We start from the raw sequence: 25,352 nt of genomic DNA on the forward strand, positions 1-25,352 counted from the left end.
TCCCGGCTGGCGCGGCGGGGCTAGTCGCCGGCCTGCACCACCCTCGCTGGGTCGCCTCGACAGCGATGTGGGCGCTGGATGGGTGCATGAGCGTTGTGGCGTTTGGGCTGGGTGTTCTCTCTTGAGTGGTGCAGTGGGAGGTGAGCGGGCTCAGGCTCGGGGGTGGGCTTGGCGGAAGGCGGCGCGGAGTCGTTCGGTGGAGATGTGGGTGTAGATCTGGGTACTTGACAGGGAGGCGTGGCCGAGGAGCTCCTGCACCGCGCGCAAATCGGCGCCGCCGTCGAGGAGGTGGGTGGCGGCCGAATGGCGCAGGTCGTGCGGGCTGGTGTGGGGCAGTCCTGCAGATCGGGCCGCCCCGTCGACGATTCGGCGGACGACGGTCTGTTGCAGCCGGCCACCGCGCGCGCCGAGGAAGAGGGCTTCGCCGCTGTCTGGAGTGGCTACCTTCGGGCGACCGTGCCGCAACCAGTCGTCGAGCGCGCGCTGCGCCGGCACGCCATAGGGGACCGCTCGCTCCTTGGCGCCCTTGCCCAGCACACGGACTACCCGTCGAGTCTCGTCCACGTCGGTGCGGTTGAGGCCGCACAACTCGCTGACGCGGATGCCGGTGGCATAAAGGAGTTCGAGGACCGCGCTGTCGCGTACGTGATGGGGGTCGGTCGTGGCGACGACCAGATCCGCTGCCTGATCGGTGCGCAAGACCGACGGAAGGTCGCGGTGCGCGCGTGGGCTGGCGAGCTGAGCGCCCACGTCGTTGGGGCAGAGACCATTGCGGTGCGCCCAGGCGGTGAAGGTGCGCGCGGCAGCGGCCCGCCGCGCCTGTGAGGTGCGTGCAGCACCCGCCGACATCCGCTGCGCGAGCCAACCACGCAGCAGGGCAATGTCCAGATCGGCGGCGGACGCGCACCCCGCCCGCGCGGCATGGTCGAGCAAAGAAACGACATCACCGACATACGCCCGTACGGTGTGGGCAGAGCGATTGTCGACCCGCGCTAGATGGACGCTGAAGTCATCCACTGCTTGGCGCAGCGCCGGCGGCAATATCTCGTGGATCTCGCGCGTACCCATGGTTCCATCATCGCGCGGCGGTGCGGTCAGGCCCTCGTCTCGGGGGTGCTGAGTTTGAGTTGCGGCTCTGCGGACCGCCGCTGCCCTGGTGGCAGATCGATCCGGCTGCTGCCACGGCGAATGGACTTCGCTGGCAACCTGGCCCCGCGGCGAAAGAGTCGGCTGTCGTCATGATCCGCGTTCGGTGTCCTAGGGTCGCAACCATGGCTAGTTGGCAGCAGGTCGCGGCGGACAACCCCGAGTTCGCCGCCAGGGTCAAGTCCCGCTTCGACGCGGGCACCAACAAGACGATGGCAACCCTCCGCCGAGACGGCTCCCCGCGAATCAGTGGCACCGAGCTCGGCTTCGTCGACGGCGAGGTCACCTTCGGCTCGATGGGCGGCTCGATGAAGCTCCTCGACGTACGCCGCGATCCCCGCATTGCCATCCATAGCCCCTCAGCCGATCCGCCCACGGACCACCCCGAACAATGGCTGGGTGACGCCAAACTTGCCGGCGTGGCGGTGGAGGTGCCGGTGCCGGAGGACAGCCCGTTCCCGGGGTCGGGCAGCTTCCGGGTGGACATCCGCGAGGTGGTCCTCACCTATGTCGGCAACCCGGCAGACCATTTGGTGATCGAGTCCTGGGACTCGCACCACGGCTATCGGCGACGCACCCGAAAGTAGGCGCAGGCCGCTCGGGCGTCGAGCAGCGCAGGGGGTGACATGAATGCCGCTCGGGCCGCTTAGGCATCGCCGGGAGGCGGCGGTTGGCGCGGATGCGATTGGGCCGCTCAGGTGTCGCGACGGGGGGCAGGCGGTTGGCGTGATGCCGCTTCGGCGGCCGCAGAGCGCAGGCTGCTGGCGTGGCTGCTGCTTGGGTATGACCGCGCTGCTAGGGGCGGGTGAGTTGCACGCGGTCGGCTGGATGCACGGTGACTGACCCGTCGGGAGCCGTGATGACGAAGACCGGGACGCCTTCACCGAGTCGGTAGGTGCGGCGTTCCGCGTCGGTGGGCCTGCGCGCACTGGCTTTTTCGCCGGGTGCCAGGGCCACGAGCTCTGTCGGTTCGGGCACTTGGCCGAAGGTCCCTCGAGGACGGTCGACAGTTACCAGGCCTTCGGTGCGGAGCTGGCCGATGGCCTGCCTGACCGTGGTGCGGCTGATTCCGTGTTCCTGGGCTCGGCGCAGTTCGCTCGGCAGCGGCTCACCCGGCGTCAATGCGATTTGGTTGCGCAGCAGATCGGCGAGCTGACGGAAGACCGCGCTGGAAGGCTGAGCTTGATCGCGTGGCGGGCGGCGGTCGGCGGTCCCATCAGGTACCGGCCGCCGCCTGCTGCTACCGCCGTCTTATCCCAAGAGCAGTGCTTGTCATTGCTGGGTGGCTATTCGCCGTGCGGATCGAACCATGGCACTCGCCTGGCACGGTCTTGGCGCTGCTGGTCAACCTTCGAAGCTGGCATTGAGGTTCGGCGCTCGCTTCTGCCCAGGTGGCCCTGTGCGCGGAACGCTTGTGCGGGTGTGAGCGCACCCGCTCTGCCGACCTGGTCGGAGGCCACTGTGTGCGCGGTCCAGCTCGGGAGACTTCGTGACGGATCTCGCCGCGCATGATCCGGCGTAGGGGCATGGGCATTCGGCTCGCTGTTCGGAGGGCTTGGAGTTGACCACGCCGATCCATTTCGGTGAATGCGAATTGTGTCGGTATCACCGCGCGGATCGGCATGCCGGATGTCGCCTTGCGTGGCGCGTGCAGTGGTGTGGGAGCTGCTGCTCGTTGCCGGACGTGACGTGTTGGCGCCGAGGATGGCGCTGGTGCGATCCGCCGGCCACCGCTGAGCTTCGCCGCCGTCAACGCCGACACCGCCTTTCAACACCGACACCGACGCCGACGCCGGCACCGGCACCCAGTTCATCGAGTAGATCGAGCGTGTGTGTCGTTTGTCCTGCGGCTCTGGCCGGGCGGCGGGAGGTCGACGACTTTGCTCGAGGGTGGATCTTTCCGCTGTGGGTGGGTGGCTACTGGCTCTGAGGCCAGGGGGATCAGCGTGGCGCTGACCCGGTCTCGTGGGATCGTGCGGGCGGCGGCGGGGTCTTGTTTTGGTGGGAGCGTCGGATTGTCCTTCGCTCCATGCGCGAGGGATGGGTTCGGGCCTCGGATCTGCGCGCAGCACGCCAGGAGTCCTGCTGTCAGCAGTGGCGTCGCGGCGGCCTGGTGATCCCGGAAGATGATCGGGTAGCGGAGTTGCCCGCGGTCGGGCCGCTTGGCGGTCTTCCAGCCTGAGCGAGACCGGGTCGTATTCCGCCGCGTTCGCCGAGCGCGTCGCTGGGACTGATCGATCGGACGGTGGCGGCAGGTGCCGCGCCGGGACTCCCGCGGTGGCTGGTGGGGGTGTGGACGCTCGATTCGATGGTGGCTCGATGCGATGAGTCGTGGAGTCGGGGCGCGGCTGCGGGGCTGGTGGGAAGCGGTAGAACGGCAAGGGGACCGTCTCCTCGAGTGCTGCCGAGATGTCGGAACTTTGCGGGTTTCCGAAGGGGCAGGGAGTGCGGCGACCGCAGGTGCATCGACGCCACAAGCTGCGCCAATGGCGTCTGTGGAGGGTGTGTTGCGGATGCCGGTTGGGGCTTCGGCCGCGTGGGGTAGTCATGCGACCAATCTAGTTGACTAATAACTAGCTGTCTTGCAACAAGTTGACTCGCGACTAATAGTCATGCGCCTACGGTCGATCATGTGGCTAAGGCGATCCGACTCATGGGTGCGCACGAGATCCGCGTCCGTCTGGGCGGGGTGAGCCGGCAGCGGGCGTACCAGATCACCAGCAGGGCCGACTTTCCTGCCCCGATCGCAGATCTCGCGCAGGGCAAAGTGTGGCTGACCGAAGATGTAGAGGCGTGGATGAAGGTCCACCGCCGCGACCTCGACGACTCCGAAGACTGATCGACGACGGCAGCCACGTGCGGCGACACCATCGCTGCGCGTGGCCCGGCCGGCAGCGTGGTGGCCTCACCCCGTCGCGTCAGGCTGTTGCTGAGCTTGGCGGACCACCGTGCGGGGAACCTGAGCCGTCGCCAGCGGTGCCAGTGCGATGCCGTCAGGACGGCGTACGATCAGGCCTTTCGTCTCCAATAGCGATAAACGGCGCAGAACCGTGCGCAGGCTGAGGCCCGCCTTCGCGGCCAGTCGCTCAGGACCCGCGGCGCCGCGGCGCGGCACGGCCTCCAAGATCAGCGCGGATTCCTCGTCGAGGTCGTCGCGGACGTGAACGCCGCCCCGCGCGGGTTCGGCCAGGTATTCGCCGATCCGGCCGATCTCGTCGAGTACGTGGGTGGTGCCCGTCACCAGCCGCGTCTGTGGATAGCGGCGGAGCAGCTCGTGGCAGCCCACCGACATCGCGGACGTGACCGGTCCCGGCACGACCATGGCACGCCGGTTCAAGGCGACCACCCGGCTCATCGTCTGCACCGCCCCGCTCCGAGCTGCCGCCTCGACAACGACCGTGCCGGTGGTCGCTGCGGCGATGACCCGGTTGCGGATCAAGAAGCGGTGCCGCAACGGCTCCGCACCCGGCAGCCACTCGCTGACCAGCAGCCCGCTCTCCACGATCTGCTCGAACAACGCGGCATTTCCCATCGGGTACGGCCGATCGACACCGCAGGCCAACACCGCGACCGTGCACCCACCCGCCGCCAACGTCGCCCGATGCGCGGCCGCGTCGATGCCGAACGCCCCACCCGAGACGACCGTCCAGTCCTGCTCGGCAAGGCCGTACGCGAGATCGGCCGTAACGTGCAAGCCGTACGGCGTGGCAGCCCGCGCCCCCACGATGGCAACGGACCGCTCGAGAGCCGCACCCAGCGGCCGGGCTCCGCGCACCCACAAGCACAGCGGCGGGCGGATGTCTCGGCTGATCCGGCCGCCGATGTCCAGCTCGAGGGTCGCCAGTGACTGCACGCCGTCCGGCCACTCATCATCGGTGGGGACGATCACCCGAGCGTCGAGCCGCCGTGCGCGCCGCATCGCGAACTCGGCCACCCGGCGTGGATCCTCCGATCTCGAGCGCGCGAGCACAGTCGTACGCAAGGAAGCCTCGGGAATGTCGCCGGCGACCAGCCGCTCGAGGGTGTCCACGGCGCCGTGGGCTTGGACGAGCTCCCACACCACGCGATTTCCCGGCTCTGCAAGCCAGGTAAGCGCCACCCGCGCCCTTCGGTCGGCGTCACTGCCGCCGTCACTTCGCGCTTTGCCGCTCATGCGCTTCTCCCATCCTTAGTTGGGCCGCCTCGTCCACCTCGGAGGCGGTGGGAACGGTGCGGCCGTCGAGGTCGGCGATAGTCCAGGCGAGGCGCAGCACTCGGTCGAAGCCGCGGGCCGAGAGCGATCCGCGCTCTAAGCCCTTGCGGAGTGCGGCCGTTGCTCCGGGAGGTAGCCGCCAGGGAAGTCTTCGCAGGTGCGGGCCGGGGACCTCTGCATTGACCTGCCATCCGTGGCTGCCCCAGCGGGCCGCTGCCGCTGATCGCGCTGCGGCGACGCGCGTCGCTACTGCTGCGGAAGGCTCGGCCGGAGTGGTCGCCGTCATGAGCTGAGCTGCACCGAGAGACTGGAGTTTGATCTGAATGTCGATGCGATCGAGGAGCGGCCCGGAAAGTTTGTGCAGGTAGCGCCGCCTGACCACGGCAGAGCATTGGCAGAACTGCTCACCGGTGGGGGTCGCGCACGGGCAGGGGTTGGCTGCCAGGACGACTTGGACCCGCGCCGGATACTCCGTGGTCCCTCGTGCTCTGGCTAGGAGGACCTTGCCGTTCTCAAGCGGTTGGCGCAGGGCTTGCAAAGTGGCATTCGCGAACTCCGGTGTCTCGTCCAGGAAAAGTACGCCCCGGTGGGCAAGGGAAATTGCCCCTGGTCGAGCGATTCCTGACCCGCCGCCGACCAGCGCGGCGAGGCTCGCGCTGTGATGAGGTGCTTGAAACGGAGGTCGTCTGATCAGCCGTCCGTCGAGTGGCAGCACTCCGGCGATCGAGTGCAGGGCTGTTACTTCGAGTGCCGATGTGTCGTCCAGCTCTGGAAGGAGCGAGGGCAACCGTTCGGCGAGCATGGTCTTGCCCGCGCCCGGCGGTCCCACCATGGAAAGGTGATGGCCGCCCGCAGCCGCTACCTCGATCGCGTAGCGGCCAAATTCTTGCCCTGCGACGTCGGCCAGGTCCGGGCCGAGGGATAGCGGCGTCGTGGGTTGTAGCGGCGGGCGTAGGAGGTCTGCTTCGCCGCGAATGAAGGCAACGAGTCGGTGCAACGAGTCGACGGCATCGACGGTCAGGCCCGGCACCATAGTTGCCTCGTGGGCATTGTCGAACGGTACGACCACTTTGGTGAGCCCCGCGGCAGCCGCGGCGGTGACCATAGGAAGCACTCCGCGCACCGGGCGGACAGTGCCGTCGAGGCCCAGCTCGCCGAGAACCACCGTGCCCTCCAGCGGCGCAAGCGGTAGCTCACCCGCACCGGCCAGCAAGGCGCAGGCGATAGCTAAATCGAATCCACTGCCTTGTTTGGGCAAGGTTGCCGGCCGGAGGTTGACGGTGATCCGGCGGTTCGGCCAGCGTTGGCCCGAATTGACCACCGCAGCCCGCACCCGGTCTCTGGCCTCGTTCAGGGCGGCGTCCGGAAGTCCGGTGAGCACTACGGCGGGCAAACCGACGGCGATGTCGGCCTCGACTTCGACGACCTGGCCGGCCAGACCGACGAGGCCGATGCACAGCACCTTGGCGTAGCTCATCAGAACGCCGCGCGGAGGTGGTCGAGGTGGGGGGCGCCTTTGGGCTGGGGGGTGATGGCGATGACGTCGAAGCGGACTTCTCGGGGGTGGATGGTGCTGTGGGCGAGCCAGCGGGCGGCGAGTTTGCGGAGGCGGTGGACCTTGGTGCGATTGATCGCCTCGGTGGGGGTTCCGTACGTGGCGCTGCGGCGGGTTTTCACCTCGCAGAACACGATGTCGTCGCCGTCGCGGAGGATGAGGTCGATTTCGCCGTCGGGGCAGCGCCAGTTGCGGGCCAGGACGATGAGGCCCTGCTCGCTGAGGTGGCGTTCGGCGAGGCGTTCGCCGTACGCGCCGACTGCTCGGGTCTCGTTCGTCATGGGCGTCACAGTGGCCGGAGACGACCGGTGGTGCCCGGTGGGCTGTGGATAGACCGCAACTGTGGATAACCGTACGGTCATCGAGGGTTGTGCTAGGTGCCCCGCGGTGGCAGCGGAGTTTTTCCTGGCCTACGGTTCGGGATCGTGGACGGACATCGCCGATACGACGAAGAGCTGGAGCCGAGTTGGTACGCGGAGCGGCGCGCCGAGCGGGAGGCGACGCCGTGGGATCGGCCCAGTGGTGCTTTCCGGCTGCCGGAGCAGCGCCCGGCCGAGTATCCGCCGCCGGATCGACTGACGCCGCTGCCGGGGCAGGAGCAGGCCGGTTCGGCGGTCGACTCTGGCTCGATCCGGTTGCCGGTCCGCGGCCCGGAATATCCCGCTGTCCGCCCCAGCAGCGCGTCTCCGTCCGTTGCGCCGTTCGGTGAGCGACCGATGCCGCCACCCGCGCCGCCGACCTTCGATGCAACGCCCCGTGCAGAGGGTGCGACCTACGGCCGGACCAGCCAGATTCCTACGACGGAGCCCACGCCTACGCCATCGAGCGAGCCGCCTGCTGCCGCACCGGCCGTTCCTGACCACCCTGGCCGCCCGGTTTCGGCGACGATCTTCGCGCTCGTCACCGCCGTCTTGTTCGTCCCGGCCGCCCTGCTGCTGTTCCGTTCGGCCTTCACCGGTGATTCGACGGCCCGCGATGTTGTCCCGGCGGTCCTGCTCACCCTCGGACTTCCGCTGACCGGCTACGGCGTGTTCTCCCTCACCTCCGGCAGCTGGGAAAACTGGTCACGGGCGCCACTTGCGTACCTTCCGGTCGGTCTGGTCCTGCTTCTGGCGGCCGGTCTGGCGGTGGCCTGAGCCGACCCGGCGGCGCAGCCAGCAGCCCGGAGGCGAGCAGCCCGGCGCACGGCGTATGCTGGTCGACGGCGACCGCCCTGCGCGGTCGACCTCGCGCGCCCTCTGCCGCTGCCGTGTTCGTTCAGTGCCTGTGTGACTAGAGCCCTGCTCGACCATGAGCTGTCAGCGACGGCCCTCCCTGGTCCCGATGCGATTCGGGCCCACTCCGGGCCGGCGACCGGGCGCCAGGACGCCCACCGCCGGTGAGCGTGACAACCAGGGATAACAGGGAGCGATTCACCATGGCCGTCGTGACCATGCGCCAGCTGCTGGAGAGCGGTGTCCACTTCGGGCACCAGACCCGGCGCTGGAACCCGAAGATGAAGCGCTTCATCTTCACCGAGCGCAACGGTATCTACATCATCGACCTGCGCCAGACCCTCGACTACATCGAGAAGGCCTACGCGTACGTGCGGGACACCGTCGCCGAGGGTGGTCACATCCTCTTCGTCGGCACCAAGAAGCAGGCCCAGGAGGCGATCGCCGAGCAGGCGACCCGCGTCGGCCAGCCGTACGTCAACCACCGTTGGCTGGGCGGCATGCTCACCAACTTCCAGACGGTGTACAAGCGTCTTCAGCGCATGAAGGAGCTTGAGGCGATCGGTGACCTGACCGGCACCGCCGCGGGTTACACCAAGAAGGAGACCCTTCAGCTGTTCCGTGAGCAGACCAAGCTCACCAAGACCCTCGGTGGTCTGCGGGACATGACGAAGGTGCCGTCGGCGATCTGGGTGGTCGACACCAAGAAGGAGCACATCGCCGTTGACGAGGCCCGCAAGCTGGGCATTCCGGTCATCGCGGTGCTGGACACCAACTGTGACCCGGACGAGGTCGACTTCCCGATTCCGGGCAACGACGACGCGATCCGCTCGGCCGAGCTGCTGACCAAGGTCATCGCCGCCGCTGTCGCCGACGGTCTGATCAAGCGCTCCGGCCGGGGCCGCGGCAACGCCGACGAGAAGCCCGAGCCGGGCACCGTCGCCGCCGGCGAGCCGCTGCCCGAGTGGGAGCGGGACCTCTACGAGGGCGCCGACAAGAAGGCCGCTGACGCCGAGCCGGCCGCCGAGGCTGCCCCCGCCGCCGACGCCGCCCCGGCCGCCGACGCCGAGAAGGTCGCCGCTTCCGCGGAGTAATACCTGAAGGAGCCCGGTCGCCGGTGACGGCGGCCGGGTACTTCCCGATCCGGACCTCAAGCATCGAGAGAGAGTCATGGCCAACTACACCGCCGCGGACGTGAAGAAGCTCCGCGACCTCACCGGCTCCGGAATGATGGACTGCAAGAAGGCGCTCGAGGAGTCTGCGGGCGACTTCGACAAGGCCGTCGAGTTCCTGCGGATCAAGGGTGCCAAGGATGTCGGCAAGCGCGCGGGTCGTACCGCCGCGAACGGCATCGTCGCCCACTCCGGCACGGCGTTGCTCGACCTGAACTGCGAGACGGACTTCGTCGCCAAGAACGCTGACTTCGTCGCGCTCGGTCAGCAGCTCGTCGAGCACGGCGCCAAGATCCACGCTGCCGACGCCGCCGCGCTGCTCGCCTCCTCGCTCGAGGATGGCAAGGCCGTCGCCGACGTGATCCAGGACTTCTCCGCCAAGATCGGCGAGAAGATCGTGCTCAACCGCTTCGCCGAGCTCGACGGCACCGTCGCGGTCTACCTGCACCGCAAGGCGCAGGACCTGCCGCCGCAGGTCGGCGTCCTCGTGCAGTACACCGGCAAGGACGACGAGGCTGCCGCCGACGACGCCCGCGCCGTGGGCATGCAGATCACCGCGATGCGGCCGAAGTTCCTCACCCGCGACGAGGTGCCGGCCGAGACGGTCGAGAACGAGCGCCGCATCGCCGAGGAGACCGCGCGCGAGGAGGGCAAGCCGGAGCAGGCGCTGCCCAAGATCGTCGAGGGCCGGGTGAACTCCTTCTTCAAGGACACCGTCCTGCTCGAGCAGCCGTCGGTTACCGACAACAAGAAGACCGTCAAGCAGGTCGCCGCCGACGCCGGCATCGAAGTGACCCGTTTCGTACGGTTCGAGGTTGGCCAGGAGTAATCCAGCCACCAGCGCACTGCGCGGGAGGCCGGGACGCGAGACAAGCGCCCGGCCTCCCCGTCACATAAGGTCTCGGTGTCAGTGAAGGAAAGGGCGGGTTCGGCATGACGATGGTGTCCGAGCAGACTGTTGCGGTGAGCGAAATTCCGGCACCGCGGCCCGAGCGGCCCCGGCGGGTCGTCCTCAAGCTTTCCGGCGAGGTCTTCGGCGGTGGTGCGGTCGGTGTCGATCCGGACATCATCCAGGGCCTCGCCCGGCAGATCGCCACCGTGACGCGGCGCGGCGTGCAGATCGCGGTCGTCGTCGGTGGCGGCAACTTCTTCCGCGGCGCCGAGCTGCAGAAGCGCGGCATGGACCGCAACCGCGCCGACTACATGGGCATGCTCGGCACCGTCATGAACTGCCTCGCCCTGCAGGACTTCCTGATGAAGGAAGGCATCGAGACGCGGGTGCAGACCGCGATCCACATGGCGCAGGTCGCCGAGCCGTACATTCCGCTGCGGGCCATCCGGCACCTCGAGAAGGGCCGGGTCGTCATCTTCGGCGCCGGCGCCGGCATGCCGTACTTCTCCACGGACACCGTCACGGCGCAGCGGGCCCTGGAGATCCACGCCGATCTCGTGCTGATGAGCAAGAACGGCGTCGACGGCGTGTACACCGCGGACCCCCGTACCGATCCGGAGGCCCGCAAGATCGACCACATCACCTTCTCGGGCGTGCTCCAGCAGGGCCTGCGGGTGGCCGATCAGGCTGCCTTCAGCCTCTGCGAGGAGAATGGCCTGCCGATGCTCGTCTTCGGCGCGCAGGGTGACGACACCATCGTCCGCGCGGTCAGCGGCGAGAAGATCGGTACCTTGATCACCGCGTGATCCCGCGCCATCCCCCCACCATCGGACTTTTCAGCAGAGGCAAGGAGGCGACGGAGCAGTGATCGACGAGATCCTCTTCGAGGCCGAAGAAAAGATGGAGAGCGCGGTCGAGCACGCCAAGGAGGAGTTCGCCGCCATCCGTACGGGTCGGGCGACGCCGGCGATGTTCTCCAAGATCGTTGTCGACTACTACGGCGCGCCCACCCCGGTGACCCAGATGGCGTCCGTCGGTGTGCCCGAGCCGCGCATGGTGATCGTGAAGCCGTACGACGCGTCGCAGCTCGGCTCGATCGAGCGCGCGATCCGTGACTCGGACCTCGGCGTGAACCCCAACAACGAGGGCACCCAGCTGCGCATCCACCTGCCGCAGATGACCGAGGAACGGCGTCGGGAGATGATCAAGGTTGCCCGCGGCAAGGCCGAGGACAGCCGGGTCGCGATCCGCAACGTGCGCCGTAAGTCCAAAGAGCAGCTCGACCGCCTGAACAAGGACGGCGAGGCCGGCGAGGACGATGTGCGCCGCGCCGAGAAGGAGCTTGACGACGTTACCCACCGTTATGTCGCGGTGGTCGACGAGCTGCTCAAGCACAAGGAAGCCGAGCTGCTCGAGGTCTGATGACGTACCCCGAGCCCCGCGGCGGGCACTCCGGCAGCCGGGCGTCTGGACCCTCCGACGCCCCGGTTCCGTATGCCGGTCCGGCGCCCGCCGATCGGCTCGGGGACGACCCCGGCACGCCGGCGCCGGGCGCCGCCGCACATCCCTGGGGTTCGCCACCCGGCGCGGCCCGTTCGCAGGGCGCGACGCAACCGCCCTACCCGTCCTGGGCGACCGACCCCTCGGCCGGAACCGTCCACCCGGGCGCGACCGATCCCGGCCGAGGTCCCGGCTCCGATCCCGATTCCGGCGCATTCGGCCAGGAACCCGCCCGTCGCGCAGGAAGCGCGGCATTCGGCCAGGACTTTGGCCGTGGCGCAGAAAGCGTGGCGGGGCGCGACGCGGCGGAACGAGCGGCGGCCGACGCGAACGCGCTCCCCGAGCCGGACTGGGCGGCACCTGTCGCCGCCACCTCGACTTCACAGGCTGAGTGGGAGCTGACCACCGCGGAAGCCGGCCGTCGCGGGCCGGGTAAGCGTCGAGCGGGACGAGACGGGAAGCCGGTGCCGGCGAAGCAGAAGGGCCGTGCGGGCCGCAACCTGCCAGCGGCGATCGGCGTCGGCGTCGGCCTCGGCGTCACCATCCTGCTGTCGCTGATCTTGTGGAAGCCAGCCTTCCTCGGCGTTCTCGTGATCGTGGCGGGCGTCGGGATCTGGGAGATGGTGCGGGCGCTCAAGGTCACCGGGGCGCGCCCGCCGCTGGTGCCGCTGCTCGCGGGCGGCGTACTGATGGTCGGGCTGACCTGGTTCGAAGGGCCCGACGCGCTGCAGTTGGGACTGGTCGCGACGCTGCTCGCGGCACTGGTCTGGCGGTTCAGTGAGCACAAGGCCGGCTTCCGGCGGGATCTCGCCGCGGCAGCCCTGGTCACCGTCTACGTGCCGTTCCTGTTGAGCTTCGCCGTGCTGCTGGCCCAGCCGGCGGACGACGGGCCGTCCCGGGTGCTGTCCGCGCTGATCGCGGTGATCCTGTCCGACACCGGCGGGTACGCCGCCGGCGTCTTCTTCGGCAAGCACCCGATGGCGCCCACCATCAGCCCCAAGAAGTCCTGGGAGGGCTTCGCCGGCTCGGTGACCGCGTCGGCGGTGGGCAGCGCGATCCTGCTCTACTTCCTGCTCGACGTCGCCCTCTACTGGGGTCTGCTGTTCGGCGCCGTGATTTCCGTCGCCGCGGTCGTGGGTGACCTCGCCGAGTCGATGCTGAAGCGGGACATCGGCATCAAGGACATGAGTAACCTGCTGCCCGGGCATGGCGGGCTCATGGACCGGCTCGACTCGATCCTCTTCGCCGTCCCAGCGGCATACCTGCTGCTCTCCCTCATCGCGCCGCCGGGGTAGGCGTGTGTACCCGACGTGGGAGACTGGACCTGCCATGACGATTCTTCCGGTCATCCCCACCAGCCCCGACGAGCCCGACGCGGTCGCTACGCGCCGCCGTCCCGCCATGCCCCCACGCCACCTTGCCGATCTCGACCTGGCCGGGCGCCGGGCCGCGGTGGCCGAGCTGGGTGAGCCCGCGTTCCGGGCCAAGCAACTCTCCACCCACTACTTCGGCCGGCTCGTGCGGGACCCCGCGGAGATGACCGACCTGCCGGCCGCCACCCGGGACCGGCTCGCCGAGAAGCTGCTGCCCACGCTGCTCACCGCGCAGAAGGAACTGGCCTGCGACGACGGGGCTACCCGCAAGACGTTGTGGCGGCTGCACGACGGCGCGATGGTCGAGAGCGTGCTGATGGGCTACCCCGACCGAGTCACGGCGTGCGTGTCCAGCCAGGCGGGGTGCGGCATGGCGTGCCCGTTCTGTGCCACCGGCCAGGCCGGGCTGACCCGCAACCTGTCCGTGGCCGAGATCGTCGACCAGGTGGTGTATCTCGCCGGGGTGACCGCCTCGGGTGCGGTCACCGGCTCACCGCCGCGGCTGTCCCGGATCGTGTTCATGGGCATGGGTGAGCCGCTGGCGAACTACCCGCGGGTGATCGAGGCGGTTCGCCGGCTCACGACGCCCGCGCCGGAGGGTCTGGGGCTCTCCCAGCGGCACATCACCGTATCGACGGTGGGACTTGTGCCCGCTATGCGGCGGTTGATCGCCGAAGAGCTCTCCGTGACCCTTGCGCTGTCCCTGCACGCCCCTGATGATGATCTGCGCGATGAGCTTGTGCCCGTCAACCAGCGCTGGAAGGTGGCCGAGGTGCTCGATGCCGCGTTCGACTACGCGGCGCAGACCGGCCGCCGGATCTCCATCGAGTACGCCCTGATCAGGGACGTAAACGATCAGCCCTGGCGTGCCGACCTGCTCGGCAGGCTGCTGCACGGCAAGCTGGCGCATGTGAATCTGATCCCGCTCAACCCGACGCCGGGCAGCAAGTGGGATGCCAGCCCGAAGCCGGTCGAGCGCGAGTTCGTCCGCCGGCTCCGTGAGGCGGGCATCTCGACCACGGTCCGCGACACGCGGGGGCGGGAGATCGACGGTGCGTGCGGCCAGCTGGCCGCAAGCGAGCTGACGGTGGTGGACGCTGGGGGCGCCGCCGCCGACGCGGAGGTGGCACGATGACTGGGGCCGGTTCCCGGCGGACGCGAATTTGGGAGACGTTGTGACGAGTCAGGGGCAGCGTTTCCGCCGTCGCGCACTGCGCCGCGGCTACAAGGTGGACGAGGTGGACGCCTTCCTCGACCGGGTGGAGGCCACCCTCGCCGGCGAGCAGTCCGGGGCGCCCGTCGGCGCCCAGGAGGTGCACGACGTCGTCTTCCGAGTGCGGTTCGGCGGCTACGACGAATGGCAGGTTGACCTGCACCTCGATCGGGTGGAGCGGCAGCTCGCCGAGTTTGAGGACCGGGGGCCCGGCGGCCGCGCTCCGGAGGCCCGGATGCAGCCGGAGCCGATGCGGGGTGGCGGCGGAATGCCCGCCGATCGGATGGGCGGCGCCGACCGGATGAGTCAGGCGATGGGTCGCTCCGGGCCGCCCACCGAGCGGATCGCCGCCCCGGTTCGCGACGACCGCCAGTTCGGCCGCGACGATCAGTACGCCCGCGACGAGCAGTACCCGCCCCGCGAAGAGCAGTACCCACCGCAGCGCGAGGACCAGTTCGCCCGCGACCCGTACGCGCAGGACGACCGCATGCAGCCGCAGCAGATGCCGCAGCGACAGCAGATGCCCGCGCCGGACCCGTACGGCCGCTACGAAGAGCCGGGCTACGGCCAGCAACAGCAGATGCCGCAGCGCCCGGCCGCCCCGCAGGGTTACGACACGGGTGGCTACGAGCAGTTCGAGCCGGGTCGGCACGGCAAGCCGGACATGACGGCGGAGATCCGCATGCCGGAACGCGAGCGGGGTGGCTTCGGCCCAGCTCCGATGAGCGGCCCTCCGATGAGTGGTCCGCCCAGCGGCCCGCCCATGAGCGGCCCTCCGATGAGCGGTCCTCCGATGAGCGGTCCTCCGATGGGTGGCGGCCCCGGCGGACAGGGTGGTCAGGGCGGGAGCCCGGAGCTCTATCGGGTGGATCAGCTGCGGCGCACGTTCCAGCCGCGGCGCTTCGGGAGTGGCTATGACCCGGCGCAGGTGGACCGCCTCTTCGAGAGCATCCTGCAGGCCATGACGGGCCGTGGGCCGATGCCGGTGCCGGAGAACGAACTCGACACGCTGCAGTTCGGTCTGGTGCCGGGCGGCTACTTCGAGGCCGAGGTCGACGCCGCGCTGCGCGAGGTCAAGGACATCCTGCTGCACATGCGCTGAGCAGCAAGCGAAAGGCCCGCTCTCCGAGATCGGAGGGCGGGCCTTGGCGATGTCTGAAGTGGCTACTGGTCGTTCGCCTTGAGGCCGTTGCGGCGCAGGACGACATCGCCGAGCACGACCAGCACGAGCGCTGCGGCCGTACCGATGAGCCAGATGTTCTCGGTGTTGCCCTCGTGGTTGCCCCACAGCATGGTCAGCAGGACGACCGCCGAGCCCAGCGCGCCGATCCGGGCCGACTTGCGGTTGCCCGGCTTGAGCTGGTCGGGTGCGTAAACCGGCCCGTCTGCCACGAGGACCCTCCTAAAGAGCGCTTTCTAGACGGCACCTAGTGTCGCACGGCGGCTCCGCGCGCGGCTCACCAACCCGTACCCGGTACCTTCGATGCCGTCGGATTTGTGCGAAGCCGAGGAGTGAAAGTGCGGATCACGGGCACTGGGCATGCCAGCATGCGGATCGACACGGGCGCGGGCAGCATCCTGTGCGACCCGTGGGTGAACCCGGCGTACTTCGCGTCGTGGTTTCCGTTCCCGGACAATTCTCTGCTCGACTGGGAGACCTTGGGCGACGTCGACTACCTCTACGTTTCCCACCTGCACCGGGACCACTTCGATGCCGAGCATCTGAAGAGTTTCATCAGCAAGAAGGCGACGGTGCTCCTGCCGGAGTATCCGACCAGCCAGCTCGAGGACGAGCTGCGCGATCTGGGCTTCACCAGCTTCTTCAGGACGAAGAGCGACGAGGTGCACGAGCTCGACGGCGGCCTGAAGATCATGATTCAGGCGCTGATCAGCCCGACCGACGGCCCGATCGGCGACTCCTCCCTCTGGGTGGAGCACGAGGGCGTCCGGCTGCTCAACCAGAACGACGCCCGGCCGTCCGACCTGTCGCGCTTCGCCGAGCTGGGCCACGTGCACGCGCACATGCTGCAGTTCTCCGGCGCCATCTGGTATCCGATGGTCTATGAGCTGCCCAACGCCGCGAAGACCGCGTTCGGCAAGCAAAAGCGGGATCGACAGTTCGACCGCACCTGGCGTTACATCGACGACCTGAAGGCTGACCACGTCTTCCCGATCGCCGGGCCGCCGTGCTTCCTCGACGACGAGTTGTGGCAGTTCAACGACATCTTCGGCGACGAGGGAAACATCTTCCCGGACCAGTCGGTCTTCCAGCGCGAATACGCGAAGGTCGGCGGCACCAACGGCGTGATCCTGCTGCCGGGCAGCGTCTCGGACGTCACGGCGGGCAGCATCGAGACGACCCACCCCACCGACGTGGACGAGTTCTTCGCCAACAAGAAGGCGCACCTCGAGGAGATGCGGGAGCGTAAGGCGCCCGTCATCGCCGCGGAGAAGGCGTCGTGGCGGCACCCCGAGATCGACGTGCTCGGCGAGCTGAAGAAGCGCATCGAGCCGCTGCTCGAGGAGTCGATCTACCTGGCCAAGGGCGTCGGCGGGCCGGTCCGCTTCGACCTGGTCCACTACGACGGCGACGCGGTGGAGTCGATCGTCGTGGACTTCCCGGGCAAGCAGGTTCGCCCGTATGCCGACGAGAAGGTGCGATACCGCTTCCGCACCCAGCGCGAGCTGATCGAGCATCTGATCTTCGTCGACGAGGGCGACTGGGTGAACTCGCTGTTCCTCAGCTGCCGCTTCTCCGCGGCGCGGATCGGCCAGTACAACGAGTTCGTCTACGCCTTCTTCAAGTGCCTCAGCGAGGAGCGGCTGCAGTATGCCGAGGGCTGGTATGACGAGCACGAGAGGTCGGTCGACGCCGAGGACACCCAGCTGGGGGACTGGACGGTCCAGCGCCGCTGCCCGCACCTGAAGGCCGACCTGAGCCGGTTCGGCATCGTCGAGGGGGATGTTCTCACCTGCCAGTTGCACGGCTGGAAGTTCGACCTCAACAGCGGGAAGTGCCTGACGAGTGTGGGGCACAAGATCCGAGCCGAGAAAACTGCATAGAAGGCATATGTCGTAGCTCGGTGGGTGGTGCGAGCCGCCGCTCCCGCCGAGCCGGGTTCGGAGATCCAATCGCCTAGCGGCTCATGAGCGGATCTCCGAACCCTTCACTGTGCGTGAGTGGTTCCGGTCAGGGCAGAAGATCAACCCCGGCCGAGGTCGGCCAGGATGCGCTTGGCGGCGTTGTGGCCGGCTGCGCCGATGACGCTGCCGGCCGGGTGGGCGCCCGCGGAGCCGGCGTAGAGGCCGTCCAGACCCGTCGCGTACGGCATGCGCTCGTCGAAGGCGACCGTGTTGTCGACGTGGTGGATGTGGCCGCCGGTGATGCCGAAGTGCCGCTCGATGCCGGCCGGGGTCAGCGGCATCATGTCGACGACGAGCTCGCGGGTGCCGGGGGCGTACCGCTCGCAGATGTCGAGGAGCTTCTCGACGTAGCCGGGCAGTTCGGCGTCCCACGTCGAGTCGGCCAGCTCGTACGGCACGGACTGCACGAACAGCGCCGACGAGTGGTGCCCGGCCGCGTCCTGCAGCGACGGGTCGACCGTGGTGTGCAGGTACCACTCGATGGTCGGCTCGGCGGGCAACCGGCCGGCTTGCACGTCCGCCCACATCGCGCGCAGGGCAGCCATGGGGGAGTCGGACTCGGCCAGGCCCGCGAGTCCCGCGGATCCGGGCAACAGGTGGATGGTCGAGCCGAATGGCGACGCCGTGCCCGAAGGCAGGCAGGCGAACTGCGGCAGCCCCGCCAGGGCCAGGTTGACCTTCATGGTGCTGCCGGTCTTGCGGACGGCGTTCATGCGCCTGGTCAGCTCGGCAGGCAGCGCACCGTCCGGCACGAGCGACATCAGCTGGTACGGGTCGCACGAGCCGAGCACCACCCCGGCCTCGATGGTCCGGCCGTCGGCCAGGGCCACCCCGGTGACGGCGCCCTGGGCCACGGTCACGGCGCTGACCGGTGCACTCGAGAAGATCTTCGCTCCGGCGGCGCGGGCCGCGGCCGCGAAGGTGCCGGAGACCGTGCCCATGCCGCCCGCGGCGATCATCCACGTGCCGTCGGCGCCGGGGAGGCGGCACATGTTGTGGACCAGGAAGTTGTGGCCGGTGCCGGGGTCGTCCGGGCCGGCGTTGAGGCCGGAGAGGCCGTCGGTGACGGCGTACATGCTCATCAGCAGTTCGCTCTTGAAGCCGAAGCGCTGGAGATAGTCGGCGACCGAGCCGCGCACGAGGTCGATGAAGGTGCTCTGCAGCTGCGGCCGGATGTGCCGGTCGGCGATCTCTTCGACGGTGCCGGGCTCGGCGAGCCAGGCCGGGGCGAGGTCGGCGCGCAGCGCGGCGATCTCGACCTGCATGGCCTCGTCGGCGGCGACGTCGCGGGCCGAGAAGAACTGCTCCATCTGGGCGCGGGTGGCGTCGCGGTCGCTGCCGAACAGCAGGTACGGCGAGCCTGGCCCACCGGGCGTCGGCAGGAAGTAGTGCGGGTCGCGGCGCAGGACGGGGATGTCGACGTCGAGGGTGGCGAGCAGTTCCGGCGGCATCAGGCCGAGCAGGTAGGAGCCGGTCGACTGGCCCAGCGTGGGGACCTTGGCGAACGGATGCTCGGTGCGGGTCGCCCCGCCGAGCACGGCGTCGGCTTCGAGCACGACGACGTCGAGGCCGGCGCGGGCCAGCAGAATGGCGGAGACCAGGCCGTTGTGGCCCGACCCGATGATCACGACATCGGCGCGTTCCGGCAGAGCACTCATGGCTGGCGAGCTTAGCGTGCCAATTGGGCCATGGTGCGGGCCAATTCGGCCTCGAAAAGTGGCTCCACGTCGGTCATTGCCCAGGCCAGATGGCCGAAGACCTCCATCGCCACAATGCCGTAGAGCCCGACCCATGCGGTCACGAAGAGATAGATGATCGGCAGTGGGAACCGGTCGCCGAAGTTGTCCAGGTACGGCTTGAAGAGTTCGCGCAGCTCAGGGTCGGCCATGCGGTGCGTCTCGCCCCCGAACGGGTGTCGCTCGTAGTGCTCACCGAGGACTGCGAAGAACGTCTCGCCGAACCGGGCCCCGGCCTCGTGCAGGGGCGGGCCGCGCTGGGGGAGGGGGGTGACCCCGGGCAGCGGGCTGCCGAACATGAGGGCGAACTCGGCGGGGTGCGCGAGCGACCACTGCCGGAAGCCGCGTGACATGTGCGCGATGCGGGTGAGCGGATCCTCGCCGGCGTGCACTGCTGCGATGTCGGCGACGGCGGCCCGCAGATCCTCGAAGAGGTCGGTGACGATCGCGGTGACCAGGGCGTCGAGGTTGGCGAAGTAGCGGTACAGCGCGGGCGCGGTCATTCCCACGTCCCGGGCGATGGCGCGCAGCGAGACAGCGGTCGGGCCGCCGGCCACGAGCAGGCGCCGGGCGGCGTCTTTGATCTCGGTGACGGTCTCCGCGCGCAGCCGCTCCCGCCGGCTGGGCGTGGTCGTCGTCATAGATCAACTCCATTGACGTAGCGAACGGTGTTTGCAACGGTAAACGCTGTTCACTCATTCGTCGACGATCTGTGGCGACTGTAACGGCTCGGGCGGAAGGCGGACGCATGTTCGGCTGGTGGGGCAGAGCGGTCGTACGGCTGCGGTGGTGGGTTGTCGCAGCCGCGTTCGCGCTCGTCGTGGCCGGCGCCACCTGGGGAACCGGCGTCTTCGGCGCCCTGACCGGTGGCGGCTACGAGGATCCGGACAGTGAGGCGAAGCGCGCTGCCACGGCCATCGCCGAGCAGCTCGGGGTGCGCGATCCCGACCTCGTGGTGCTGTGGTCCAGTGCGTCGGCCACGGTCGAGGACGCGGGCTTCCGGGAGGCGGTCACCGCGGCGGTGGGCCGGATCCGTGCCGCTCAGGGTGACGTGCAGCGGGTCGCGGCGTACACCGATCCGCAGGCCGCGCCCGCGATGGTCAGCACCGACAAGCACGCCACTTACGCCGCCGTCTACCTGACCGCGGCGGACGAGGACGGGAAGCGCGCAGCCTTTCACCGGATCGAGCAGGACTTCGCCGCACCCGGGCTGAAGACGCAGGTGGGTGGCCTGATCGCCTTCGCCGACCGGGCCAACATCCAGACCGAGGAGGACGTCACCCGCGCGGAGATCTTCTCGCTGCCGGTGCTCTTCGTCCTGCTCGTGCTGATCTTCCGCGGGCTGATCGCCGCGCTGTCGCCCCTGCTCGTCGGTGGCATCGCCATCTTCGGCGCCTTCGTGGCCGTCCGCGCGCTGACCTACGTCACCGACATCTCCGTCTTCGCCATCAACGTCATCACCCTGCTCGGCCTGGGCATGGCCGTCGACTATTCGCTGTTCGTGGTCAGCCGGTTCCGGGAGGAGCTGGCACACGGCCATGACGTGCCGGCCGCCGTCCGGAACACGGTCGCGACCGCCGGGCGTACGGTCGTGGTCTCCGGCCTCACCATCGTGCTCGCGCTGTCCAGCCTGCTGATCTTCCCGCAGCCGTTCCTCGGCGGTCTCGCCATCGGCGGCATGGCCGCCGTGCTGGTCGCCATGCTCGCCGCGCTCACCGTGCTCCCGGCGGTGCTGTCGCTGCTCGGGCACCGCATCGACAAGCTGCGCATCCCGCTGCCGACGCGCAAGCGGCCCGTGGCGGAAGGCGGCTGGGCCAAGCTCGCACACAGCGTCATGAAGCGTCCGGTCCTGTACGCCGTCGGTGTCCTCCTGGTGCTGGCCGCGTTCGCCACCCCGTTCCTGCGGGTGGAGTTCGGCGGCTTCGACGAGCGGGTGCTGCCGCCCGGCTCGGAGCCACGCGTCGTCGGCGAGCGGATCGCTGCCGAATTCCCGGGTGGCGCCGCCGACCCGATCAGCGTGCTGGTGACCGGGCCGGCGACCGGGTTCGCCGACCAGATTGCCAAGCTGCCGGACGTTTCGTCGGCCACCGTGACCGCGCAACAGGGCGACGCGACCCTGCTGACGGTGACCTACCCGCCCGCGCTGGACACCGCCGATGCCCGGGAGATCGTCTCCGGCATTCGCGGCCTGACCCCGCCCGCGGACGCCGGCGTGCTGGTGGGCGGCCGCCCGGCGATCGACCTCGACCTGCTGGAGAGCCTGGCCGACCGGCTGCCCTGGATGGCGCTCATCATGGCCGTCGCCACGATGGTGCTGCTGTTCCTGGCGTTCGGCTCGATCCTGCTGCCGATCAAGGCCGTCCTGATGAACCTGGTATCGATCGGCGCGTCCTTCGGCGTCGTCGTGTGGATCTTCCAGGACGGGCACCTGGAAGGCCTGCTGCGGTTCGAGTCGACCGGCTTCATCGAACCCAGCAATATGATTCTGGTGCTGGCCGTGCTCTTCGGCCTAGCCACCGACTACGAGGTGTTCCTGCTCTCCCGGGTCCGGGAGGAGTGGGACGCCCGCGGCGACAACACCGCCGCCGTGGCTACCGGCCTGCAGCACACCGGCGGCATCATCACGGCCGCCGCGGTCCTGCTGATCACTGTGGTCGCGGGCTTCGCCACCGGCGGCATGAGCGTGATCAAGACCATCGGCGTGGGCATGATCGTCGCCATCATCGTGGACGCCACCCTGGTCAGGGCGCTGCTGGTCCCGGCGACGATGCGGCTGCTGGGTCACTGGAACTGGTGGGCACCGGGATTCCTCGGTCGCTTCTACGCCCGGTACGGGATCCACGAGGCGCCGGCTCCGAAGGCGGCTGAGTCTTCGCAGCGCGACTCCGTGTCCGTCTGACCTGGTACGCGCTCGCACTGCGAGTGGCGGCAAAGCCGGCCAGCAGGATGACGTGGAAGAGGTAGAGCCACAGGCCGACAGCGACCACCCCGCCGATCTGGGTGAACCCGCCGAACGGCGCGCCCAGGTCCAGTGGCAGCGAGCAGAACAGCACGAAGCCGTGCAGGAAACCGGAGAGGTTGGCAGCGGTGAAGGTCCCGACGAGGACCGTCGCCAGCCACTCCGGGCGGCCGGGTGCGACCGCGCGATAGACCCAGATCACCACCGGGGTCAGCACCAGCCAGGCGGCGAGGAAGGACAGCACGACGCCGAGCACCGCGTACCAGCCGCCGCGGACCCAGAGGCCGCTGGTGACCGGGAGGGCCAGGAACAGGGCGAGCAGCAACGCGGGCGAGGCGGCGAGCAGCGGCAGCCAGAGCAGTCGGCCGCGCCAGCCGATCAGGGACTCGCCGGCGGCACTGAGGCTGACGAAGGCGCGGCGCAGGCCCTCGCCGTACAGGGTGGCGGGCAGCAGGCTGGCTAGCGCCAGCCAGGGCGTGAGCTGGAGCCCGGCGTCGATCAGGCGGTCCAGGGCGTGCGGGGCGCCGATCGCGTCCGGCAGCGCGTCGATGGTGTGGCCGGTGAGGCGACGGACCCGCCCCGGCCCGGCGACCAGGCCGGTGATCCACACGGCGAGCAGCGCCACCGGCACCACCGCGATCCCGGCGTAGAACGTCACCGCGGCAGCATGCAGCGCCAGGTCGCGGCCCCGTAACGAATGAAAAGGGGCGGTGAACGTCCGGCGCAGCTTTCGCATGCACCTCACATACCCCGGACCACGGTTTCTCACAGCGTGCGGGCGTCCGGAATGATGGCAGGCATGCGTGAGCTCGTCCTGCTCGGATCGACCGGTTCCATCGGCACCCAGGCCATCGACATCGTCCGGCGCAACCCGGACGCCTTCCGGGTTGTCGCGATCGGCGCGGGTGGCGGCAACGTCGCCCTGCTCGCCGAGCAAGCCCTCGAACTGGGCGTCGACGCCGTCGGGGTGGCCCGTTCCAGCGTGGTGCAGGACTTGCAGCTCGCGTTCTACGCCGAGGCGCAGCGGCGGGGCTGGGCCACCGGCGACTTCAAGCTGCCCAAGATCGTGGCCGGGCCGGAGGCGATGACCGAGCTGGCGCAGTGGCCGTGTGACGTGGTGCTCAACGGCGTGGTGGGAAGTCTCGGGCTCGCGCCGACGCTGGCCGCGCTGCGCACCGGGCGGACGCTCGCGCTCGCCAACAAGGAGTCGCTCGTCGCCGGCGGCCCGCTGGTCAAGGCCGCGGTGCAGCGGCCGGGGCAGATCGTGCCCGTCGACTCCGAGCACTCCGCGCTGGCCCAGTGCCTGCGCGGCGGCACCGAGCGGGAGGTACGGCGGCTCATCCTCACCGCGAGCGGCGGCGCGTTCCGGGACCGGCGGCGCGAGGAGTTGACGAACGTCACCCCCGAGGAAGCCCTCAAGCACCCCACCTGGGACATGGGTCCCGTGGTCACCATCAACTCCGCGACGATGGTCAACAAGGGGCTCGAGGTGATCGAGGCGCACGAGCTGTTCGACGTGGTGTACGACGACATCGAGGTCATGGTGCACCCGCAGTCGGTGCTGCACTCACTGGTCGAGTTCACCGACGGCTCGACACTCGCCCAGGCCAGCCCGCCCGACATGCGCCTGCCGATCGCGCTGGCGCTGGCCTGGCCGGAGCGGGTGCCGCACGCCGCCGAGCCCGTCGACTGGACGCTCGCGCACAACTGGGAGCTGCGCCCGCTCGACAACGAGGCCTTCCCGGCGGTGGAGCTGGCCAAGGAAGCCGGACGGACAGGTCGGTGTCGTCCGGCGATCTACAACGCTGCGAACGAAGAGTGTGTGGCCGCGTTCGCCGCCGGTCGGCTACCTTTCCTGGGCATCGTCGACACCCTGTCGGCGGTGCTCGCGGCGGCCCCCGACTTCGGCGAACCGGGTACCGTCGAAGAAGTGCTTGCCGCGGAGACCTGGGCACGGGCCCAGGCACAGCGGATCATCGCGACTGCGGCTGAAGGAGCCTGATGCTGTACTGGGTGGGAACGGCCGCCTTCGCGCTCGCGATCCTGATCTCGGTGAGCCTGCACGAACTGGGCCACATGATCACGGCGAAGCGCTTCGGCATGAAGGTCACCAAGTACTTCGTCGGCTTCGGCCCGACGATCTTCTCCTTCAAGCGCGGCGAGACTGAGTACGGCCTCAAGGCCATCCCGCTCGGCGGCTTCTGCAAGATCGTCGGCATGACGCCGCAGGACGACGACGTGGCCGAGGAGGACCAGCACCGGGCCATGTGGCGCTTCCCGGTGTGGAAGCGGACGATCGTCATGTCCGCGGGCTCGATCACCCACTTCATGCTGGCGATCGTCGCCACCTGGTTCGCTGCCGTCTTCGTCGGCCTGCCCAACCCCGACTTGCCCGCCACCGCCGCCGAGGAGCGGGCGATCCCGGCCAAGATCTCGGTCGGCGAGTGCGTGCAGATCAACCTCACCGACCAGCAGGGCTGTGCGCCGACCGACCCGAAGGCGCCGGCCGCCACCGCCGGGCTGAAGAGCGGCGACCTGATCACCAGCGTCGGCGCCACCACCATCCAGAACTACGGCCAGCTGACCGACACGATCCGGTCGCTGCCCGCCGGCCCGATCGAGTTCGGTTACACCCGCGACGGCGTTGCCGCGAAGACGACGGTCACGCTCATGGCGGCGCAGCGGCCTCCGCTCGACGACCCGAAGGGCGAGGTCAAGCAGGTCGCCGTCGCCGGGGTCGGCCCGCTGCTCGACATGCCGGGCCTGGTCACGTATGGGCCGGTGGACAGCATCGGGGCGAGCTTCGACTACGGCTGGACCCTGGTGAAGGCCTCCTTCGCCGCGATGAAGCGGATCCCGGAGAAGGTCCCCGCGCTGTGGAACTCCATCACCGGCGACGAACGCGACCCGGACACCCCGATCAGTGTGGTCGGCGCGAGCCGGCTCGGTGGCGAGGCGATCGAGAAGGGCGTTCCGGAGATCTTCCTGATGATCTTCATCTCGCTCAACGTCTTCATCGGCCTCTTCAACCTGCTGCCACTGCTGCCGGTGGATGGCGGCCACATCGCGATCGCCTGGTTCGAACGCGCCCGCTCGTGGGTCTACGCCCGCCTGAAAAAGCCTGACCCCGGCCGCGTCGACTACTACAAGCTCATGCCGCTGACCTACGCGGTCATCCTGATCGGCGGTGCGTTCACCCTGCTGACGATCACCGCCGACGTCGTCAACCCGATCTCCATCTTCTCCAGGTGAGTGT

22 protein-coding genes and 2 pseudogenes are annotated in these 25,352 nt (G+C 69.1%); 14 read left to right on the top strand and 10 right to left on the bottom strand.

Annotated elements, in window-relative coordinates; genetic code table 11:
* Window positions 1-150 precede the first annotated feature (150 nt).
* Complete coding sequence (locus ACIA1L_RS00885) at window positions 151-1,068, bottom strand: tyrosine recombinase XerC (RefSeq protein WP_396070197.1); 918 nt, start codon at window positions 1,066-1,068, stop codon at window positions 151-153.
* A 203-nt stretch (window positions 1,069-1,271) separates the two neighbouring features.
* On the opposite strand from ACIA1L_RS00885, the gene ACIA1L_RS00890 reads away from it, so the two are divergent.
* A complete protein-coding gene (locus ACIA1L_RS00890; RefSeq protein WP_396070199.1) occupies window positions 1,272-1,733 on the top strand; it encodes a pyridoxamine 5'-phosphate oxidase family protein in 462 nt (153 codons plus the stop codon).
* Window positions 1,734-1,941: 208 nt separating this feature from the next.
* Here the strand turns inward: ACIA1L_RS00890 and ACIA1L_RS00895 are convergent, their stop codons facing one another.
* Together ACIA1L_RS00895 and ACIA1L_RS00900 are read right to left on the bottom strand one after the other, a co-directional pair.
* Window positions 1,942-2,124, bottom strand: a complete 183-nt coding sequence (locus ACIA1L_RS00895; protein ID WP_396070201.1) for a hypothetical protein — start codon at window positions 2,122-2,124, stop codon at window positions 1,942-1,944.
* A gap of 18 nt (window positions 2,125-2,142) precedes the next feature.
* Window positions 2,143-2,289, bottom strand: a pseudogene (locus ACIA1L_RS00900) (GntR family transcriptional regulator); the annotation flags it as partial.
* A 1,510-nt stretch (window positions 2,290-3,799) separates the two neighbouring features.
* On the opposite strand from ACIA1L_RS00900, the gene ACIA1L_RS00905 reads away from it, so the two are divergent.
* On the top strand, window positions 3,800-3,985 hold the full coding sequence (locus ACIA1L_RS00905; protein ID WP_396070974.1) for a DNA-binding protein: 186 nt from the start codon (window positions 3,800-3,802) through the stop codon (window positions 3,983-3,985).
* A gap of 66 nt (window positions 3,986-4,051) precedes the next feature.
* Here ACIA1L_RS00905 and dprA read toward each other — a convergent pair whose 3' ends face one another.
* The 3 genes from dprA to ACIA1L_RS00920 are packed head-to-tail and all read right to left on the bottom strand — an operon-like array spanning window position 4,052 to window position 7,174.
* Window positions 4,052-5,299: a DNA-processing protein DprA gene (gene dprA, locus ACIA1L_RS00910; RefSeq protein ID WP_396070203.1), complete on the bottom strand. Its 1,248-nt coding sequence runs from the start codon at window positions 5,297-5,299 to the stop codon at window positions 4,052-4,054.
* The gene (locus tag ACIA1L_RS00915; RefSeq protein ID WP_396070205.1) at window positions 5,277-6,815 is read right to left on the bottom strand and encodes a YifB family Mg chelatase-like AAA ATPase; all 1,539 of its coding nucleotides are present in this window, start codon (window positions 6,813-6,815) and stop codon (window positions 5,277-5,279) included. Before ACIA1L_RS00915 ends, dprA begins: the two co-directional genes overlap by 23 nt.
* Window positions 6,815-7,174 (bottom strand): YraN family protein, encoded by a 360-nt coding sequence (locus tag ACIA1L_RS00920; RefSeq protein ID WP_396070207.1) that lies wholly within the window; start codon window positions 7,172-7,174, stop codon window positions 6,815-6,817. Before ACIA1L_RS00920 ends, ACIA1L_RS00915 begins: the two co-directional genes overlap by 1 nt.
* A 144-nt stretch (window positions 7,175-7,318) precedes the next feature.
* On the opposite strand from ACIA1L_RS00920, the gene ACIA1L_RS00925 reads away from it, so the two are divergent.
* The 8 genes from ACIA1L_RS00925 (at window position 7,319) to ACIA1L_RS00960 (ending at window position 15,359) form a co-directional block, all read left to right on the top strand.
* Window positions 7,319-8,029: a hypothetical protein gene (locus tag ACIA1L_RS00925; protein ID WP_396070209.1), complete on the top strand. Its 711-nt coding sequence runs from the start codon at window positions 7,319-7,321 to the stop codon at window positions 8,027-8,029.
* Window positions 8,030-8,310: 281 nt separating this feature from the next.
* Window positions 8,311-9,201: a 30S ribosomal protein S2 gene (gene rpsB / locus ACIA1L_RS00930; protein ID WP_396070211.1), complete on the top strand. Its 891-nt coding sequence runs from the start codon at window positions 8,311-8,313 to the stop codon at window positions 9,199-9,201.
* 76 nt (window positions 9,202-9,277) lie between these two features.
* Window positions 9,278-10,108: a translation elongation factor Ts gene (gene tsf, locus ACIA1L_RS00935; RefSeq protein ID WP_396070213.1), complete on the top strand. Its 831-nt coding sequence runs from the start codon at window positions 9,278-9,280 to the stop codon at window positions 10,106-10,108.
* Between the two features lie 104 nt (window positions 10,109-10,212).
* Window positions 10,213-10,977 (top strand): UMP kinase, encoded by a 765-nt coding sequence (gene pyrH / locus ACIA1L_RS00940; protein WP_396070215.1) that lies wholly within the window; start codon window positions 10,213-10,215, stop codon window positions 10,975-10,977.
* A 58-nt stretch (window positions 10,978-11,035) separates the two neighbouring features.
* Entirely contained in the window at window positions 11,036-11,593 is a 558-nt protein-coding gene (gene frr / locus ACIA1L_RS00945; RefSeq protein WP_396070217.1) for a ribosome recycling factor, read from the top strand.
* Window positions 11,593-12,966 (top strand): phosphatidate cytidylyltransferase, encoded by a 1,374-nt coding sequence (locus tag ACIA1L_RS00950; RefSeq protein ID WP_396070219.1) that lies wholly within the window; start codon window positions 11,593-11,595, stop codon window positions 12,964-12,966. Before frr ends, ACIA1L_RS00950 begins: the two co-directional genes overlap by 1 nt.
* Before the next feature lie 34 nt (window positions 12,967-13,000).
* Entirely contained in the window at window positions 13,001-14,179 is a 1,179-nt protein-coding gene (rlmN, locus tag ACIA1L_RS00955) for a 23S rRNA (adenine(2503)-C(2))-methyltransferase RlmN (RefSeq protein ID WP_396070220.1), read from the top strand.
* Window positions 14,180-14,219: 40 nt separating this feature from the next.
* Window positions 14,220-15,359: a DivIVA domain-containing protein gene (locus tag ACIA1L_RS00960; protein ID WP_396070221.1), complete on the top strand. Its 1,140-nt coding sequence runs from the start codon at window positions 14,220-14,222 to the stop codon at window positions 15,357-15,359.
* Between the two features lie 62 nt (window positions 15,360-15,421).
* Here ACIA1L_RS00960 and ACIA1L_RS00965 read toward each other — a convergent pair whose 3' ends face one another.
* Window positions 15,422-15,649 carry a DUF2631 domain-containing protein gene (locus tag ACIA1L_RS00965; protein ID WP_396070222.1) on the bottom strand — a complete coding sequence of 76 codons (228 nt, stop codon included), beginning with the start codon at window positions 15,647-15,649 and terminating at the stop codon, window positions 15,422-15,424.
* Between the two features lie 126 nt (window positions 15,650-15,775).
* On the opposite strand from ACIA1L_RS00965, the gene ACIA1L_RS00970 reads away from it, so the two are divergent.
* Entirely contained in the window at window positions 15,776-17,320 is a 1,545-nt protein-coding gene (locus tag ACIA1L_RS00970) for a Rieske 2Fe-2S domain-containing protein (protein ID WP_396070223.1), read from the top strand.
* 140 nt (window positions 17,321-17,460) lie between these two features.
* Here the strand turns inward: ACIA1L_RS00970 and ACIA1L_RS00975 are convergent, their stop codons facing one another.
* On the bottom strand, window positions 17,461-19,059 hold the full coding sequence (locus tag ACIA1L_RS00975) for a phytoene desaturase family protein (RefSeq protein WP_396070224.1): 1,599 nt from the start codon (window positions 19,057-19,059) through the stop codon (window positions 17,461-17,463).
* 11 nt (window positions 19,060-19,070) lie between these two features.
* Entirely contained in the window at window positions 19,071-19,778 is a 708-nt protein-coding gene (locus ACIA1L_RS00980) for a TetR/AcrR family transcriptional regulator (protein ID WP_396070226.1), read from the bottom strand.
* 107 nt (window positions 19,779-19,885) lie between these two features.
* Between ACIA1L_RS00980 and ACIA1L_RS00985 the strand changes: the two are divergent.
* Window positions 19,886-21,934, top strand: a pseudogene (locus tag ACIA1L_RS00985) (MMPL family transporter); the annotation flags it as partial.
* Here the strand turns inward: ACIA1L_RS00985 and ACIA1L_RS00990 are convergent.
* A complete protein-coding gene (locus ACIA1L_RS00990) occupies window positions 21,879-22,832 on the bottom strand; it encodes a YhjD/YihY/BrkB family envelope integrity protein (protein WP_396070227.1) in 954 nt (317 codons plus the stop codon). The pseudogene ACIA1L_RS00985 and the gene ACIA1L_RS00990 sit on opposite strands and share 56 nt — an antisense overlap.
* Before the next feature lie 54 nt (window positions 22,833-22,886).
* Here ACIA1L_RS00990 and dxr point away from each other — a divergent pair, with 54 nt between their 5' ends.
* Entirely contained in the window at window positions 22,887-24,098 is a 1,212-nt protein-coding gene (dxr, locus tag ACIA1L_RS00995) for a 1-deoxy-D-xylulose-5-phosphate reductoisomerase (protein WP_396070975.1), read from the top strand.
* Window positions 24,098-25,348, top strand: a complete 1,251-nt coding sequence (locus ACIA1L_RS01000) for a M50 family metallopeptidase (RefSeq protein WP_396070229.1) — start codon at window positions 24,098-24,100, stop codon at window positions 25,346-25,348. Before dxr ends, ACIA1L_RS01000 begins: the two co-directional genes overlap by 1 nt.
* Window positions 25,349-25,352: the final 4 nt, after the last annotated feature.

Origin of the sequence: Actinoplanes sp. NPDC051859, from assembly GCF_044452725.1 — a bacterium.
GTDB lineage: Bacteria > Actinomycetota > Actinomycetes > Mycobacteriales > Micromonosporaceae > Actinoplanes.